Below are 16264 nucleotides of genomic sequence, written 5' to 3' on the forward strand. Positions count from 1 at the left end.
GAGCACCGTGCACCAGCAGCCGCAGTTCTTCGCCGGGTCGCCGGCGCCTGTGCCAGTCCAGCCGCGCCGCGTTCCTGCGCCGGCCGCGCCGGTCGCGCTCCCGACCGCCGCCCCCGTGGCACCCGCCGAGCACATCCAGTCCCAGCCGCCGGCTGCTACCCCCACCGGCCTCGCGGCGTACAACGGCGGCCTCGACGAGCTGCTGCGGTGGCTGGTCCACCACAAGGGGTCCGACCTCCTGCTCGCCGGCGACGAAGTGCCGTGCGCCTTCCTGAACGGCGACCTCGTCGACGTTCCGGCCGCCGGGCCGATCCTGGACAGCCACCTGCACCGGATGCTCGTCGCGATCATGGACGAGCGGCAGGCCGCCCAGTTCGAGGCGAGCGGCGATGTCGACCTGGCCTACCAGGTGGGCACCGCCGCTCGGTTCCGGGTCAACGTGGCCCGATCGAGGGGGAAGGTCAGCGCGGTCATGCGCGCGATCCCCACGACAGTGCTCACCGCCGAGGAACTTGACCTGCCGCCCCACGTCTGCGACCTCGCCAAGCTGCGCCGCGGCCTCGTCCTGACCTGCGGGGTGACCGGATCCGGCAAGTCGACCACCATGGCCGCCCTGGTCAACCTGGCGAACCGGACCCGCGCCGGCCACATCGTCACGATCGAGGATCCGATCGAGTTCCCGCACACCAGCATCCGCTCGAAGGTGACCCAGCGGGAGGTCGGGCAGGACACCGCGTCGTTCGACTCGGGGCTGCGAGCCGCCATGCGGCAAGCGCCCACGCTGATCCTGGTCGGTGAGCTCCGCGACCCCGAGACCGCTCGCATCGCGCTGGAGGCAGCGGAGACGGGCCATCTCGTCCTGGCGACCCTCCACACGAAGTCCGCCCACGAGACAGTCGACCGGTTCGTCGGCATGTTCCCCGACAGCATCCAGAACCTCGTGCGCATGCAGCTCGCCTCCGCGCTCGAGGCCGTCATCGTCCAGCAGCTGGTCAAGACGGTCGACGGCAACGGCCGCGTCGCGGCTCGCGAGGTGCTGTTCCTCGACACCGCGTCGCGCGCCCTGATCCGCCAGAACAAGCTCGCCGGCATCACCAGCGTCATCCAGTCGGGGGGTGCCCGGGGGATGACGACCATGGACGCCGACCTGGCCCGCCTCGTCCTGCAGGGCCGGATCACCAAGGAGGCCGCCGCGGAGGCGGCCCTCAACCCCGACGAGCTCGCCGACCGACTCACCAGCACCCGGAGGGCCTGATGCCCCAGTTCGACGTTCGCTACCTGGTCGACGGAGCCATCGTCAGGGAGAGCGTGACCGCCGACGACCTCGACGAGGTCCACGCCGGCGCCAAGGTGCGCGGCCACCAGGTCCTGTCGGCGAAGAAGATCGGCTCAGGGCTGCAGATGCAGATCGGGGGCCCGAAGCGCGTCAAGCCGGCCGAGCTGACCCAGTTCGTGCGGATGTTCGCCACGGTCGTCGCCGCTGACCTGCCGGTTCTGCAGGCGCTGCGAATGATGGCTTGCGAGACCGACCACCCGACCCTCGCCTCCGCGATCGACGCCGTCGCGGCGGACCTCGAGAACGGATCGTCGCTCGCCGAGGGCTTCGCTCGCCACCCCTCCGTGTTCCCGCCCCAGCTCGTCACGACGGTCGAGGCCGCCGAGACCGGCGGGTTCCTCGACCGGGCGCTTCTCGCCGTCGCGGAGACCCTCGAGGACCAGGGGCAGCTCGCCTCCGACGTGAAGCAGGCATCGACCTACCCGGTCGTCGTGCTCTTCGTCGGCGTGCTCGCCTCAGTCGGGATGTCGATCTTCCTCCTGCCGAGGTTCGCGACGATGTTCGACGACCTCGGCGGGGAGCTGCCCCTGCCGACGCGGATCGCCCTGGGCATGTCGGACGTGATGACCTGGCTCGCGCCCCTCGGGGGCGTGGCGGGCTTCGCCGGCTGGTTCTGGTGGCGGCGCAACAAGCACCTCAAGAAGGTCCGCGCCGTCGTCGACCCGCTCAAGCTTCGCCTGCCGGTCTTCGGCCCGATCATGCGCAAGATCGCCGTCAGCCGCGTCACCAGGACGCTCGCCCTGCTGCTCGACGCGGGTGTGCCGCAGCTGCAGGCGATCCCGAAGGCCGCTCCGACCGCGAACAACCTCGCCGTCGAGCGGGCGTTGCTGGCTGCGGGGGAGTACGTGGCGCTCGGCGAGGATCTGTCGAAGCACCTGTCCGACGGCGATGTGATCCCTGGCCTGGTCTCGCAGATGCTGGCCGCGGGCGAGAAGGTCGGCAAGCCCGGCGAGATGCTCGAGCGGGTCTCGCGGTTCTACCACTCCGCGGTCACCCGAGCGACCAAGCAGCTCTCCTCTGCGATCGAGCCTGTGCTGATCGTGGTGGTGGGGCTCATGGTCGGGTTCCAGATCCTGGCGATCTACATGCCCATGTTCTCCATGTTCGACCTGATCGGCTGAGCGCGTGGTCACCCACATCCCTGGCCTCGCCACGGTCGCGACCATCCCCTGGGAGTTCGCCGCCGACGAGGAGACCGGCTTCGTCCAGTACGCGTGGCATGCCGACAAGCACGGCGACCCCAACGGCTGGTTCGTGGCCACGGTGACGTTCGACGGCACCGGATGGGCGTGGCGCGTGGACTCCCTGGCGCCCGGGCACGGGCAGATGCTCGGCGCCGGGGCCGGGCCGGACCGCGGCTACTGCCAGGAGATGGCGGTCGAGTGCGTCGGCAAGGCCTACGACAGCGCTGCACCGCACCGCGGGCTCGCCACGCCCGCATCGCACCGGTACACGCTCGCCGACGGCTCGCGCGTGGACCTGTCCGCCCTGGCCGGGGACAGCGTCGTCCTGCGGCTGCGAGATGGAGCCACCCGAGCCGGCGTGCTGCACCTGGGCGGCTTCTACTTGTCGCTCGCCTCGCCCGACCGGACCACGCACGTGCCCCCGTCCGAGGTCGTCGAGATCGTCCTGGCGACTGCCGCACATTCGTAGGGCACAGACCGTCGAAGGAGGAGCCTGTGCCCGATCCGTGGTGGCACCGAGTCGGAGCCCCGCGAGCACGCGCGCGTTCGTTCACGGCTCGCGGCGCGCGACGTGCCGCCCTGGCCGTCGCTCTGGCTGTACTCGTCGCCGGCTCCACCCTGACCCCTGCCGCGTACTTGGCCCCCCAAGACGTCTACGCCGGGGGAGTGCGGTACGTGCCTGCGAGCGTGGCCGGGCTCGCCGCGGACTGCGCTGCGACCGAGCAGGTGGCCGTCCTGGACTCCCGGGTCGGCACCGTGCCGGAGCCCGGGCCCCTGATCTACCAGACGACCGTCCCCGTGGCCGGGTGGATGGACGAAGACCTGCCGAGCGACGACGGCCCAACACCCGAACAGGGCGTGCGCGCCCTGTGGGAGGGCAGGCGGATCCTGTGGATCGGTGCCGGCGCGCCGGACGCGCTCGCCCGTGAGGCGCGCGCGGCTGCCCGCGAGAACCCGCACTGGCGCGCCGAGGTGCTGCAGTGGCCGGCGGGGTACCCGCTCCAGCTCGGGTCCGACCAGGTCGTCGCAGCCACCTGGGGTGAGGCGATGTCTTGCCGCACCGTGTCGTCACGCGCCATCGACGAGTTCTTCGGCGCGGCGCCGGACGCCCCCGGCCGCCCGGGCCAGATCCCACCGTCCCTGACCCAGAACGACGACGAGGCGAGCGCGTGACCCCGATGATCGAGATCCAGGACCTGCGGGTGAGCTACCCCGGCGGCAAGGTCGCCGTCGACGGTGTGTGCCTGAACGTCCCGGCCGGCGGCGTTCTCGCCCTGCTCGGCTCGAACGGCGCTGGGAAGTCCACCACCATGAAGGCCATCGCTGGGGCGTGGCCGATCAGCTCCGGCACGATCCGCATCGCTGGAGCCCCGGTGCGCCAGGCCAGCGGCGGCGACCCGAGCCGCCGACTCATCGGGTACTGCCCTGACGTCGGCGGGCTCCCTCCGATGATGACGCTCTCGGAGCTCATCGGGCTGACCCTGGCCTCGACTGACCGGCTGGGACTGTGGCCCTCCGCCCTCGAGCTCGCCGAACGCCTGGACCTCACCGCGCGCTTGGACCACCCGGCCCACACGTTCTCGCACGGGGTCGCACGCCGTGCCTCGGTCCTGCTCGCCTGCCTCGGCCAGGACGGGGTCCTGCTCCTGGACGAGCCGTTCGACGGCGTGGACCCGGTGGGCGCCGGCGTCATCGCCGACATGGTCGCTGAGCACCGAGCCGCCGGTGGCGCGGCCATCGTCTCCACCCACCAGCTGGAGTGGGCGACTCAGGTCGCCGACCAGATCGCCGTGATGACCGGTGGCCGGATCCGCGACGTGGGGAAGGTGCGCGCCTTCGAGAGCCGTCGAGGTGCCCGCCGCTACCGGAACGTCCTCGCCGCGGGAGCTGCGTGATGAGCGCGCTCGCGATGCAGGCCCGGACCGCGCGGGTGATGGCCGCGGCTCGGTGGCGCGAGCTGCGGACCGCCGGCGCGCGCACCGCCACGTGGGCCGGGTTCCTGCTGTGCCTGGGCATGATCGCCGTCACCGCGAAGATCGGCGACCTCGTGCGCGAGATGGCCCGGATCGCGACCTCCGAGGGGCGCAGCTCTCGGTCGCTCCTCGCGCTGGTCGAGGCGCACCCGCAGACGGTCTGGGGTCTGGCGGTCATCGCCGCCGCGGCGACCTCGCTGGTGTCGCTCATCGGCCACCCGCGAGCTCCTCGGCTCCTGGCCGTGGCGTACGGGTCGCTCGCCCCGACAGGGACGCTGGCCCGGTTCCTGGAGTCGCTGGCGGCATCGAGCATCTCCGTGGTGCCGGCCGTGCAGCTCGCCGTACTCGCGGGGGCGGCATCGCTGCTGACCGCCGAAGGTGAAGGCCGCGGCCGAGCGATCGCCGCGGCCTGGGCCACGGTGGTCGTGCTCCATCTGGGGCAGTGCGCCGTGACCTGGGCTGGTGCGTTGCTGCCGCGCGGACGGCGCGGCCGGCTGCTCGCGGTGGCCGGTGCAGCTGTGGTGGTCGTGGGCTGCTTCGCCGCTTCCGACCGCCTCGCCCTCGCCGCTTGGTGGCTCCTGCTGGGGGCGGGTGTCGGGCCGTGGGTCACGCTGTGCGTCCTTGCCGTCTCGGCGCTGGTGGTCGCGCTGCTCGCGTGCCGCGCGACGGCTAACCTCCCGCCTGCTCGCATCCCGGGGCAGGCCCGTTCGGTGAGAATCCCGCCCGGACCTGTCGCGGCGTGCCGCCGGAGCATGCTGGTCTCGGCGTGGAGGATCGGCTCGGTCCGCAGCGGCGCTCTGCTGACCCTGGCCGGGTGCGTGGTGGTCGTGGTCGCGGCCCGGTCGACGGCGGCGGCCGTGTCGACCGGCCTCGTGCTTCCACTCGCCTGGGGGCTCACCTTCACCGCGAACTTCCTGGCCGTGCTCGGGCGCGGAGCTCTCTGGGTGGCCGCGCAGCCCGCCGCCGCCGGCGCGCTCGCCCGCGCTGGGGTCGAGGTTGCGCTCCTGGTCCCCGGTGCTGGGGCTGGGATGCTCGCTCTGGTGTTCGCCGCGGCGAGCCCCTCGCACCTCGGCGCGTTCGTCATGACCGCTGTGCCCGCGAACGTCCTGCTCGCGGCGTTGGCGGTGCGGCGCGCCATCCGCAGGCCGGTCGGTGCCGGCGTGGATCGAGGGTCGGCCCTCGTCCCCGATTCGACAGCCCTCGTGGAGCTCGTGCGCCTGGCCGTCGCCGCGGGTCTGGTCTGGATCACGGTGAACTGGCCGATGGTCTTCCCGGTCGGCGCCGATCACCTGCTGGCACGGATCACGGCCAGCCTGGGCTGGACGGCCCTCGGCGCCTGCATGCTTGCCGGTTCGGTCCGGTCGTGGCCAGACCGGCGCGCCCGGGCGCTAGCTCTGGCAGGTGCGGCGTGACGCTTCTCGATCCGGCCGCTCGGCGGACGTTCGACGCGCACGCGGCCGTCCGGTACAGCGAGCTGTCTCGCGCGCGCGCCCGCAGCGGGGACGCCCCAGGCGCTCTCGCTGCGCAGGTCACCTCCGACGTCCACAAGGTCATGTCGGGCCTCTGGTCGAAGGCGTCCGGGGCGGCTGAGCCCGCTCAGGCCTTCTTCGCCATGGCGACGCGGGCGGTGCGACCGATGCTGACCCTCGACGGCGACCTTGACGTTCTCGGTGCGGTGGACGCGCTCCGGCAGGGTTGGTCGGCCTCGATGCGGGGCTTGAACATCCCCGCGTTCTTCTCTCCGGTCGACCACCTGTTCGGGCTCGGCCACGTGACAGTCGAGGACACCCGCTCCGCGGTTCTCGGCCGAGAGCCGCTCGAGGCGTTCGTCGCGGGCGCTCGTGCCCGAGCGGCGTCGAGCAGGGATCAGGTCGCGGTCGGGCTCGCGATCAAGGCGCACCTGGTCGAGCTCGCATCCCAGGTCGGCGACGAGTCGCTCGCGTCTGCTCTTGCGCGCTGGCAGCTGATCGAGCTCACCGCCGGCGCGGGGGGCGACGTGCTCGCGGCTGCCCGCGAGGTGCTCGGCCCCGTCGAGTGGGTCAGGCTCGCCGCCGCGCTCCAGGCGGTGGGCATCGCGGTGGCCTGACCAGCGGGCCCGAGGTGCTGACGTTCCGCGCCGGAGGTCAGAGCCCGCGGAGTTCGTCCAGGACGCTGCGGGCGGCCGTCGCGTCGACGCGGTCGGCCTGAGCGACCACCCGGGTCCACGTCGGGCGGGGGCGAGGGTTGAGGTTCTCCAGGCGGAGCGACTGTGCGTAGGCCAGCGTGGCGAACGCGGCCGAGACGCACCCCGACAGCACCGACACGTGCGAGAAGCCGCCCGGTTCCTGGTCGGACGGCGCACCCGAGTCCGTGCTCCTCGCCCCTGTGACGGCGCCACCGCCCTGATGTGGCCGGCTCCCCGGAACCGCCCAGGGGTCGTCGCCGAAGCTCGACCTCGGCGGGGTCGGCGCGCCGGGAAGCCCCAGCGCCCAAGCGGCGTGGTCGGCGCTCGAGGGTGCATGTGTCATCGTCGTCTCCGTCATCGCGGCTCGACCAGGGTGAACTCGGCGGACCGAGGGTGGCGCGAGATCCAGTCCTGCGCGGCCGCGACGGTCTCGGCCTTGCCCGCCGGTGCCTCCATGTACGCCATGACCTCGTCTCGAACCCAGAACGACCACGCCTCGCTCGTCCCGGCGGCGGTGTAGGTCTCGACCGGGATCACGAGTACCGGGTGCAGGCCCAGGTACTGGTACACCCAGGCGTCGATCTCCTCCCGTGCGAGCGCCGACGCACCGGGGTCGGCGGAGTCGGCGGCCTCGACGGCGCGTGCGGCGATGCTCTGCACGACGACGTCCGGCAGCGGCTCGGACGAGTCCAGGACGTGCCACGCGTGGTCGTCGAGCTCGATTGCAGCGAGCCCGCCGGGCAGGACCCCGGGGTCCTCTTCGAGGACGTCGCCGGCCTGAGGCAGCTGGCTGGTGGAGGGTGCGTGCGTCTCGCGGGATGGCGCAGCGGTCGGGACGACGAGTTGCTCAGGAGCGCCGAAGCTCGGGACGGGCCCGGTGGGCGAGCTCAGGTGGTGGGCGAGGGCGTAGATGCCGACGGCAAGCCCGACCACCACCGCTGTCGCGGCAACGGCGAACCGCGCCCGGCGTGCCCTCGTTGGCGCCGCGTGACGGCCCACAGGGGCCGGACCCGCTGTCTCGCTCACCGTTGGCTCCCGCACCTCAGTACCCACCCGCGACGTAGTACGAGCCGCCTGCGCGCGAGCCCGCGCGGCAGGTGGCGTTCACCTGCAGCCGGTTGTTGCCGGTGCCCCACCCGGCGTTCTCGCCGCGGTAGTACGTGCCGCCGCCGCCGACGGTCGTTCCGCTGGCCCAGCCCCACGAGTTCGTGTAGACGCGCCAATCCATGTAGATCGTCGTTCCGGCAGGGCATGACCCTCCCCACTGGACGGTGTGCCAGGCCACGATGCCGATGTAGACCCCGGAGGGCGTCGGGATGGGGTGATACAGCGTGGGCGAGGTGAACGGTCCTGCCGGCGCCGAAGCGTTGCCGGAGGCTGGGTTGTAGCAGCGGATCTGCTGCTCCTGCACCGCGCCGATGTCGTAGTAGCCGACCTGCGAGACGATCCAGGGGCCTGTGCTTGCCCCGGCGCTGCCGTTCACCCAGCCGCCCCACGGGTTCCAACCCGTGGTGGTTGCCCGGTCTCGCGCCATCACCTGAGGCACGGTGCCGGCCGCGCACAGCGTGCTCGGCCCCTTGAGCTGGACGTTGAACGTCGGGAAGGTGCTGGTCGTGTTCCAGTCGTTCACGGTGGGTGAGTTGACGTACAGTCCAGCTGTGGCGATCGCGGAGTACGCGCCGGCGACGTCCGCAGCGTTCAGCGCGCGCGCCTGCAGTTCGACGAGGGATCCCTCGTTGGTCGGGCCGTAGGTGTAGGTGCGCCCCGTCCCCACGTTGAGGGGGGAGCCCCACGGGCCGCCGTTGATCCTGGCCCGGACCTCGTAGCGTGCGGCGCCGGGCACCGAGGTCCAGGCGAACGCAGCGCTCGTCGTCGAGATCGAGGACACCGACAGGGTCGGCGTGCCGGGGATGAGGTTCGCGATGGCGGTGGCGGACCAGGCGGAGCTGCCGACGCTGTTCACGGAGCGGGCCTGGAACTCGATCTTGGCGCCGGAGACAGTCAGGGTGCGCGTCAGGGCGGCGCCGTTGCTGGTCGTGGCGGACCACGCGCCGCCGTCGACCCGGTACTGGTACTCGTAGGTGGCGGCGTCCTGGGGTGCGGTCCAGGAGAAGGTCGCCGAGTCTCCTGTGATGTTCGAGGCGAAGACCACGGGCACCGCGGGAGTGTCGATCGTGGTGACCTGGATCGCGTCGGTGCAGAACGTGTCGCCGTTGTAGGCGGCGCACACGCGGTACCAGTTGCCGCCACGGGCAGGAGCCGTCGTGCTGACCGAGGTGGTCGTGACCGCCTGCGTCGTGAGCGTCGAGAACGCCCCGGTCTTCGTGGTGGCCCACTGCACCAGCAGGTCGGCCGTCCCCTCGCCTGCTGGCGGCAGGGTGCCTCCGAACGCGTTCCACGCCAGGCGCAGGTTCTTGCCGGTGGTGCCGTTGTCGCGCAGGTTCGTCGCCGGGGTGATCGGGGTGCCCGGGTTGGTGATCTCGAAGGCGACGTTCTCGTTCCAGGAGGCCCAACGGTCGGCGACCTCGGCCTCGGTGAGCACGCGTCCGTAGACGACCACGTCGTGCAGTGTCCCGGCGGTGCCATCGGCCAGCAGGGTGCTGCTGCCCGCTGTCGGCGACCCGGCCTTGGCGGTGCCCTTGCGGAGCGCGTCGACGTACAACGTGATCGTGCCGTCGTTCGCGACCGTGACCTGGTACAGGTGCGACTTGGCGCGGTTCTGGACGGTGAAGGGCACCTTGGCCGTCGTGCCGCCGGAGGTGACCACGACGTGCCCGGTGGTGTCGATGACGGCGCGGACACCCGCCGCTTGCACGGCTGCACCTGACGCTGCCGAGGACGGGCCGCGGGCGAACCACTCCAGGGTCACGCCGGCGGTCGCCGAGCGCAGCACCTGGTCGGACTTCGCGGCGCCGCCGGATCGGAAGCCGGCCGCCTTGCCGCAGAGCCCGTCGACCCGGCCGGTGGTCGTCCACGACAGGTCCGAGGTGCCGGCGGAGTCGCGTGCGACCAACCCGGTGGGCTCGTTCAGGCGCCAGTACGCCATCGCGTCGACGGGCGCCGGGAGCACGCACGTCCCGCTCTCCCAGCCGACGGGGATGTCCCACTTGTCGCCGGTGTCGATGACGTCGTAGGTGCCGGTGGTCCAGGCCTTGGCGGCGCCGGGGACGGGGTCCGTGTAGTTCACCGTGCCGGCGTCGTCGTAGAAGTGGCGCCAGGAGCCCCCGATGCTGATCGTGTCGCAGGCCAGCGACCCGTACCAGGTGACCTGGCCGGCGTAGGAGCCGGCCGCCTTCCGGTTGGCAGGGTCGGTCGAGCACGCCGCCCGCGGGGCGTAGACCATGGCGGCGATCGAGGTGCCCGGGTTCGCGGTCTCGGTCGGGGTGATCGAGACCGCCAGGCCGGCCGAGTAGACGAAGAGCTTGGCAGGGTTCGCGAGGCTGTTCAGCGCCGGTGCGTTGAGCGAGGCCGCCAGGTCGATGTTGCCGCGGACGTACACCGCGGCGCTGGGGATGGTGACTCGCGTGGCGACGTCGACGGTCAGCGATCCGTTGATGCACAGGATCGGGGTGTCGATGCGCGCGTTCTGCTCGGAGGCGACCCAGTTCCCCTCGACGGTGCGGGTGCAGCTGGGGTTGGCCATCCAGGCCACGGAGGCCTCGCTGGCGGCGGCGTACGAGTGGGTCATGACGCTGACGTCGGACTCGTCGCAGGTGTCGCCCGTGCAGCGGGTGGTCGTGACGCCGCCAGCCCCTGCGGAGCCGTACAGGATCGTCGCGTCGGCCGCGGTACCGGTGCCGTAGGACACGAACCCGCCGGAGGCGACGACGCCGCCGGCGGTCCCCAGGTCGCCCGACGTCGAGTTGTACGACGTGACGCTGACCTCGGGCCCGCTGAGCTGTGTGGAGGTGTAGCCGAACAGCGCGTTGCCGAACGCCCCGGGCGGAGTCGGGGTGTAGACGATCTTCCCGGCGGCAGACTTCGGGCCCAGCCCGTCCCTCGTCTGGTAGGTCACGGCCTCCAGGGGGACGCGGACGGCGCGCACCCCGTTGGCGTCGGTCGGCGGAAGCTGGTCGTGGTCCTTGTCGATCCAGGCGTTGGTGATGAGGTCGTAGCGCGTCGGGTCCGCTGCGTTGCCTGGGCGCGGCAGGGCCCAGTACGCCGAGCACAGCGGCCTGTTCCCGACGGTGTCGCAGGCGGTGGTGGCGGTCGCGCGGGTGGCGGGGAGGGCGTTGCCCGCTGAGAGCTGCGCGACTGCGTCGGCGACGGCGACGTCGGTCCGCTGGGTGAGCGCGATGAGGTCGTTGGTGGCTTCGGTGCGGTTCAGGTGCCCCATCGCGGTGGTGACCACGGCTGCTCCGAGGGAGGCCAGCAGGACCACGACGATGATCGTCCACTGCATCGCGCCGCGCTGCGGGTCGGTGCGGTTCACGGCGCCCCTCACTCGTGCGCCAGAAGCAGCGGGAGACTGGTCGTGGAGCCGTCCACGGCGCGAGCGAACACCAGCGTCGCCGCCGAGGTCGTGGCACAGTCGCCGGTCGGGGGCGCCTGGACCTGCCAGGTGGTGGTCGTTGCTGCCTGCAGCACGGTGCCGGACAGGTTGATGGTGACCGGCGCGACATCCACGGGGAGGGCGGGCACGGAGACCGCCTTGACCTTGCCGTCGGTGCCGCGGCTGGCGAACGCCGCCCAGGCCTGGTCGGCCCCGGAGGTCGTGGGGCTCGTGGTCGACATGCCCACGGAGCCGCCGGTCGTCGTCACGCGGATCGGCACGCCGGCTCCGGACCCGCTGCACCACGCGGTGGCGGCCGCGTCCTCGAGGGCTGCCGTGACGTGGTCGTAGTCGCTTCCGGTGGCTCGGTCCACCGTCCAGAACGCCGGCACCGGGAGCACGGCGGTTCCGCCCGGGACCGTCGCGGTGAACGTGACAGTGACCTTGCCGGGCAGGATCTTGCGCTTCGGGGTGCCATCGCCGTCAGCGGCGATGGAGCTCGACCATCGGGTGCCGCCGTCGACGCTTGTGAGGGACTCGGTCACCGTTCGCTCGACGACCGTCGCGCCGGAGGTGACCTTGTAGGTCCAGGTCGCCGTGACCGCCGAGGCCGGGACCGAGGTTCGGGCGTACAGATCGACGGGGGAGCTCTGGCGCGCGGTGTCGGCGTCGGTGACCATGGTCGCCCCGTCGAGTACGAGGCCGGACCGCACGTAGCCCTCGCACACGACCGCAGTCGCAGAGGCGCACGACCCGGAGGACGAAGCCGAGGCACCGGTCGTCGGGTCGACGTCCGATCCGGAGGCGGTGCGCACGATCATCTGGACCGAGCAGCGAACGTCGGCTCCGCGGCAGGTGCCGTCCAGCACGCCGGCGTTCCCGGAGTTGGTCCACTCGCCCTGGACCACGACCCTGCGTGCGCGCGAGACGCTGTCGCCAGGGGCTGGCGGGACCGCGGTGACCCACGTCTGCACCCGGTAGGTGAAGCCGTCGGCGTCGAAGGTCTCCACGGGTGCGACGTCGAAGCTCGAGGTGGCGGCGGGCCGCGTTGGCCCGAGGACGACAGCCTGCTCCGCCCGCGCCGCCCCGGACTCGTCGTTGACAGGCAGGGTGGCCGTGCCCGTGGTTGCTCGGGCGTCGTCGCCGTAGAAGCCGAGGTCGCTGTAGTCGGCCTGGCGTGCCTTGGCCATGATCGACTGCGTCGCGGTGGCGTACGTCGCCAGGCGGTCGCTGATGGACTGCACCCGCAAGCTGTTGAGTCCCGAACCCCCGACGAAGGAGATCGCGATCGTCAGCAGCAGGAGGCTGATGATCGTCTCGACGAGCGTGCCGCCGCGTTCGTCATGGAGCCGGTAACGCTCAGGCAGCACGGCGAAGGCTCCTCACGGGGTGTCGACTACACGCTGAGTGTATGACACCTCATCGCTTCGGCTCGGGCCGAAACGCCGTCATCCGAAGAGCAAACGCGCCTTGACGGATGCCGCAGTGTCAGACACCGGGCCGGCAGCCTGAGGCCGGGTTGCGCCGGCCGCCTCAGGCCTAGAGACCGAGCCGTGCTCCAGGAACTCCTCGTCGACGTCTGCCGAGAACAGCGGGTCGGCGCCCTGGCTCATCGATCGCTCCGCCGGGAGCGGCGCGGGCCTGGGGCGGGGGGAACGACCATCCGCGGAACGGAGCCGAGCTCGCCCTGCCCGTACCGCTCGAGGAAGTCGTTGATGACCACCGAGAGCGACACCTGCTCTCGGTCGGCGCGCGCACGTGCGCGCAGCATCCTGAGCATCGGCGCGCGGAAGGAGAACATCGGCGTCTTGCCCTTCTCGTTCGGGCGCGGCAGCTCGGTGGGCAGCGGGTCGTTGCGCCCCCGGCGTTCGTTGTCCTCGCGGACCCACCGCCGCCACACGCCGAGCACCTCGGCCTCGGTGACCGGGGGTCCGCCGACCTCCATAGGCAGCGGGCCAGCCTCGCCGGGCAGCATCTCGGGGGACGTCTCGGGCATCGAGGCTCCTTCGGTGTTCCGGGTGATGTTCCCGAGGTTAGCCCTAGACATGTATGTCACGGCTCTTCGTCATGACGCCACGCCGATCAGGATCAGCATGACGCCCAGGCTGTTGAACGTCACGTGCGCCGCGCACGCGGCCAGCAGGCCTCGACGCATCGCAAGGATCCCGAATGCGGCGCCGATGAGGGCGGTCTGTGTCACGACGTAGAGGCCGGAGGCGCTCAGCGGGCTCGTGAGTGCCCCGTCCGCGCCGATCGTCGACCCGTGGGGCAGGCCGAACGCCAGAGCGCTGAGCGCCACGGCGGTGAATGACACCCGGCGTGCCGCGGCGCCCCAGCGTCGCTGCAGGGTGGCCATCAACGAGCGCATCGCGAGGCCGCGAAAGAACAACTCCTCCGCGATGGGCCCGAGCACGGCCGCGCCGAGCAGGATCGCGGCGGTGGCCCATGCGTCGCGGGGAGTGGCCATCCATGAGGAGTTGCCCTGGACGTCCCAGCCCAGGCGTGCGGCGAGGACGTCCAAGCCGATGCTCGCCACCCGAAGGGCGACCGCGAGGCCCACGGACGCGGCCACGAGGCGCACGCGGCTGCCTGGGGTGGTCCATGGACCGACCACCGCGCACACGCGTTGCCCGATGCGCCGCGCGACCACGAGGGGCCAGCCGGCGAACACCGCCCACATGCTGACCATCCCGGACAGCAGCACGAGCGTGGTGTTCGCGACGTCGGCCGGGTCGGTGCCGCGCATGACGATCTCGACGTAGAGCACCACGGCGCCGACCAGTGCCTGCGTCGCGACCAGGGCGAGCGCGGCGAGCCCGAGGTCGAGCGCCCCGAAACGTCGCGGGGGTCGCGGGGGTCCCCACAGATCTGCCCGCTCCCAGCGCACCTGGCTGGTCACGGCGCTCACGACGGACCTCCGGAGACGACCAGGGTCACATCGCTGGCGGTGGAGGTGCCGCCGGCGGGATCTTGTTCGAGGACCGTTCCGGCGGGCTCCTGTGAGTCCGCGCCTGGGGCTGCAGCCACGGTGACGTGCAGTCCTGCCGCCTCGAGGACTGCGCGAGCCGCGGACACGTTCATGCCGACCACGTGCGGCGTCGTGAAGCTGCTGACCGTCAGCGGGCCGGGTGTCGGGAACGGGGCGAGGGGAACATCCGCCGTCAGCTCCGACATGATCCGGTTCCACAGCGGCTCAGCGACTGTCGCGCCGTAGACCCGATCGTAGGTCCGCCCCCAGGCCGTCACGCCGCGCGCCGAGTACGAGGGTCCGCGAGGGTCGCCGACCCAGACCGCCGCGGCCCGGGACCGGGTGGCGCCGATGAACCAGGTGGCGCCGAAGTCGTTCGTCGTTCCCGTCTTGCCGACCCAGTCCTGTCCGGGCAGCACGATCTCCGCCGCGGTCCCGCCGGGTTCCGCTGTGGCGTGCAGGGCTGCGGTCACGTTGTCGGCCACCGGGGCGGCAACGCTCTGGCGGCAGTTCGGGTCGGGAGCCGGCAGGGACGCCCCGGTGCTCGTCTCGGTGACGGAGAGGATCGCCATGGGACGGCACGCGACGCCGGAGGCTGCGAGCGTCGCGTACACGTTCGCCGCGTCGAGGACGGTGGTTTCGAAGGCACCGAGCGTGATGGACAGGTCGCCGTCGCCCACGCTGCGCGTGGCGGGGTCCATGCTCCGCATTCCCAGGTCGAAAGCGGTGTCGGCGACCTGGGTGACGCCGACCTGTTCGGTGAGCCGGACGAACCACGTGTTCACGCTGTACTTCAGGGCGGTCGTGGCGGCGATCGGACCGCGACTGATCCCGTCCAGGTTTCGGAAGCCGCCGACGGGGGAGTTCCCCGCCGCTGCGACGTATGGGTGGGGTGCGCTGATGGTGGCGTCAGGTGTGAAGCCGCGGGCGAGCGCGGCCGCAAGGGTGATCGGCTTGAAGGTCGACCCGACCTGCAGCTGACCCTGAACGGGGATGTTGAACTGGGTCGAGGCGTAGTCGCGCGTGGCGGCGATCGCTGTCACCCGGCCGCTACCGGGCTCGATCACCGCAGCCGCGCCAGCGACGTCCTGGCGCCCGAGCGCGGCATCGAGCTGCCTCTGGGTGTCGGCCATCTCGGCGGGATCGAGGGCTGCGACGACGGTGAACCCTCCGCGCACGAGGTTGCCCGCGCGGGCCGCCTCGGTCGGGCCGAACGCCTCGTCGGTGAGCAGGGTGGCGCGGACCCAGTCGCAGTAGTACGGCCACGGGCTGGCGGAGCAGCCGTTCGGAAGTTCGTGCGAGGCGGCGCCCAGCGGCGCGGCTGATGCGAAGGCGCGCTCGCCCTCGGAGATCGCACCGGTCGCGCGCATCGCGTTGAGCGCGACGTCGCGTCGGGCGGTGGCGTCCAGCGGGTTCGCGTTGGGGTTGTACCTGTTCGGGTTGCGCAGGAGCCCTGCGAGCAGCGCCGACTGCGCGATGTCGAGTTGCGCCGGCGTGGTGTCGAAGTAGTGGGCGGCGGCTGCTCCGACGCCGTACGCGCCGTCGCCGAAGTAGGCGGCGTTGAGGTAGCCGAGCAGGATGTCGTCCTTGCTCGAGCGTCGCTCGAGCTCGGCTGCGTACCTGAGCTCGGTGATCTTGCGGCCCAGGGTGCCTTCGGTCGCGGCGGCCTTCGACTCGTCGTCCTCGCCGGCTGCCGCCCGCAGGAGCTTGACGTACTGCTGGGTGATCGTCGACCCGCCCTGCTGCGTGCCCGTGGTGAGATTGCGCGCGGCTGCTCGAGCGAGGCCGCTGACGTCGACCGGGCCGTGCTCGTAGAACTCGCGGTCCTCGACGGCGAGAACCGCCTTCACGAGGGTGGGGGACACCTCCTCGAGCGAGGCGACCGGCACTCGGTTCTCGTTGTAGAACGTCGCGACCGGCTGCCCGTCGCTCGTCTGCACGAGCACACGCTGGGGCATGGCCGCGTCGAAGACGGCGGGGTCGACCTCGATGCTGTCCCAGTAGTCCATCGCGGCCCTTGCCCGGCCGCCCGCTGCGGCTGCCGGGATCGCCGCTGCCGCCGAGGCCAGGGCGCTGCCGGCGACGATCGCGACGGCCAAGGCGCCGAGCGGGCGGAGGTGGCGGCGAACGATCACGCCACGAGCGTA

The 16264-nt window shown here is 72.0% G+C and carries 14 protein-coding genes; 7 read left to right on the forward strand and 7 right to left on the reverse strand.

Annotated features, from left to right (window positions below; translation table 11 throughout):
• The first annotated feature begins 7 nt into the window (after positions 1 to 7).
• From HNR08_RS16665 to HNR08_RS16695, 7 genes are all read left to right on the forward strand, one after another.
• Positions 8 to 1255, forward strand: a complete 1248-nt coding sequence (locus HNR08_RS16665) for a type IV pilus twitching motility protein PilT (protein WP_183835132.1) — start codon at positions 8 to 10, stop codon at positions 1253 to 1255.
• The gene (locus HNR08_RS16670; protein WP_146838006.1) at positions 1255 to 2457 is read left to right on the forward strand and encodes a type II secretion system F family protein; all 1203 of its coding nucleotides are present in this window, start codon (positions 1255 to 1257) and stop codon (positions 2455 to 2457) included. The genes HNR08_RS16665 and HNR08_RS16670 overlap by 1 nt, the downstream gene beginning before the upstream one ends.
• Positions 2458 to 2461: 4 nt before the next feature.
• Positions 2462 to 2989, forward strand: a complete 528-nt coding sequence (locus HNR08_RS16675) for a hypothetical protein (RefSeq protein WP_146838008.1) — start codon at positions 2462 to 2464, stop codon at positions 2987 to 2989.
• Between the two features lie 206 nt (positions 2990 to 3195).
• Positions 3196 to 3693, forward strand: a complete 498-nt coding sequence (locus tag HNR08_RS16680) for a hypothetical protein (RefSeq protein WP_146838010.1) — start codon at positions 3196 to 3198, stop codon at positions 3691 to 3693.
• A gap of 5 nt (positions 3694 to 3698) precedes the next feature.
• Positions 3699 to 4415: an ABC transporter ATP-binding protein gene (locus HNR08_RS16685; RefSeq protein WP_246803072.1), complete on the forward strand. Its 717-nt coding sequence runs from the start codon at positions 3699 to 3701 to the stop codon at positions 4413 to 4415.
• On the forward strand, positions 4415 to 5905 hold the full coding sequence (locus tag HNR08_RS16690) for a hypothetical protein (protein WP_146838014.1): 1491 nt from the start codon (positions 4415 to 4417) through the stop codon (positions 5903 to 5905). Before HNR08_RS16685 ends, HNR08_RS16690 begins: the two co-directional genes overlap by 1 nt.
• A complete protein-coding gene (locus HNR08_RS16695) occupies positions 5902 to 6579 on the forward strand; it encodes a hypothetical protein (protein WP_146838016.1) in 678 nt (225 codons plus the stop codon). Before HNR08_RS16690 ends, HNR08_RS16695 begins: the two co-directional genes overlap by 4 nt.
• A 37-nt stretch (positions 6580 to 6616) precedes the next feature.
• On the opposite strand, the gene HNR08_RS16700 is transcribed toward HNR08_RS16695, so the two are convergent.
• From HNR08_RS16700 to HNR08_RS16735, 7 genes are all read right to left on the reverse strand, one after another.
• Positions 6617 to 6796: a hypothetical protein gene (locus tag HNR08_RS16700; protein ID WP_146838018.1), complete on the reverse strand. Its 180-nt coding sequence runs from the start codon at positions 6794 to 6796 to the stop codon at positions 6617 to 6619.
• A 215-nt stretch (positions 6797 to 7011) separates the two neighbouring features.
• Positions 7012 to 7590 (reverse strand): hypothetical protein, encoded by a 579-nt coding sequence (locus tag HNR08_RS16705; protein WP_146838020.1) that lies wholly within the window; start codon positions 7588 to 7590, stop codon positions 7012 to 7014.
• A gap of 109 nt (positions 7591 to 7699) precedes the next feature.
• The gene (locus HNR08_RS16710) at positions 7700 to 11089 is read right to left on the reverse strand and encodes a hypothetical protein (RefSeq protein ID WP_146838022.1); all 3390 of its coding nucleotides are present in this window, start codon (positions 11087 to 11089) and stop codon (positions 7700 to 7702) included.
• Positions 11090 to 11097: 8 nt separating this feature from the next.
• Complete coding sequence (locus HNR08_RS16715; RefSeq protein WP_183835134.1) at positions 11098 to 12519, reverse strand: hypothetical protein; 1422 nt, start codon at positions 12517 to 12519, stop codon at positions 11098 to 11100.
• Between the two features lie 239 nt (positions 12520 to 12758).
• Entirely contained in the window at positions 12759 to 13145 is a 387-nt protein-coding gene (locus HNR08_RS16725; RefSeq protein WP_146838026.1) for a hypothetical protein, read from the reverse strand.
• A 69-nt stretch (positions 13146 to 13214) separates the two neighbouring features.
• Complete coding sequence (locus tag HNR08_RS22800; RefSeq protein WP_146838027.1) at positions 13215 to 14057, reverse strand: CPBP family intramembrane glutamic endopeptidase; 843 nt, start codon at positions 14055 to 14057, stop codon at positions 13215 to 13217.
• On the reverse strand, positions 14054 to 16216 hold the full coding sequence (locus HNR08_RS16735) for a penicillin-binding protein (RefSeq protein ID WP_146838029.1): 2163 nt from the start codon (positions 16214 to 16216) through the stop codon (positions 14054 to 14056). Before HNR08_RS16735 ends, HNR08_RS22800 begins: the two co-directional genes overlap by 4 nt.
• Positions 16217 to 16264 lie beyond the last annotated feature (48 nt).

The sequence above is a fragment of the Cellulomonas hominis genome (genome assembly GCF_014201095.1).
Lineage (GTDB): Bacteria > Actinomycetota > Actinomycetes > Actinomycetales > Cellulomonadaceae > Cellulomonas > Cellulomonas hominis.

Excerpts from the sequence above, each read along its gene's own strand:
- HNR08_RS16685 (WP_246803072.1), top strand. The coding sequence starts at position 3,699 with ATGATCGAGATCCAGGACCTGCGGGTGAGCTACCCCGGCGGCAAGGTC.
- HNR08_RS16725 (WP_146838026.1), bottom strand. The coding sequence starts at position 13,145 with ATGCCCGAGACGTCCCCCGAGATGCTGCCCGGCGAGGCTGGCCCGCTG.
- HNR08_RS16670 (WP_146838006.1), top strand. The coding sequence starts at position 1,255 with ATGCCCCAGTTCGACGTTCGCTACCTGGTCGACGGAGCCATCGTCAGG.
- HNR08_RS16690 (WP_146838014.1), top strand. The coding sequence starts at position 4,415 with ATGAGCGCGCTCGCGATGCAGGCCCGGACCGCGCGGGTGATGGCCGCG.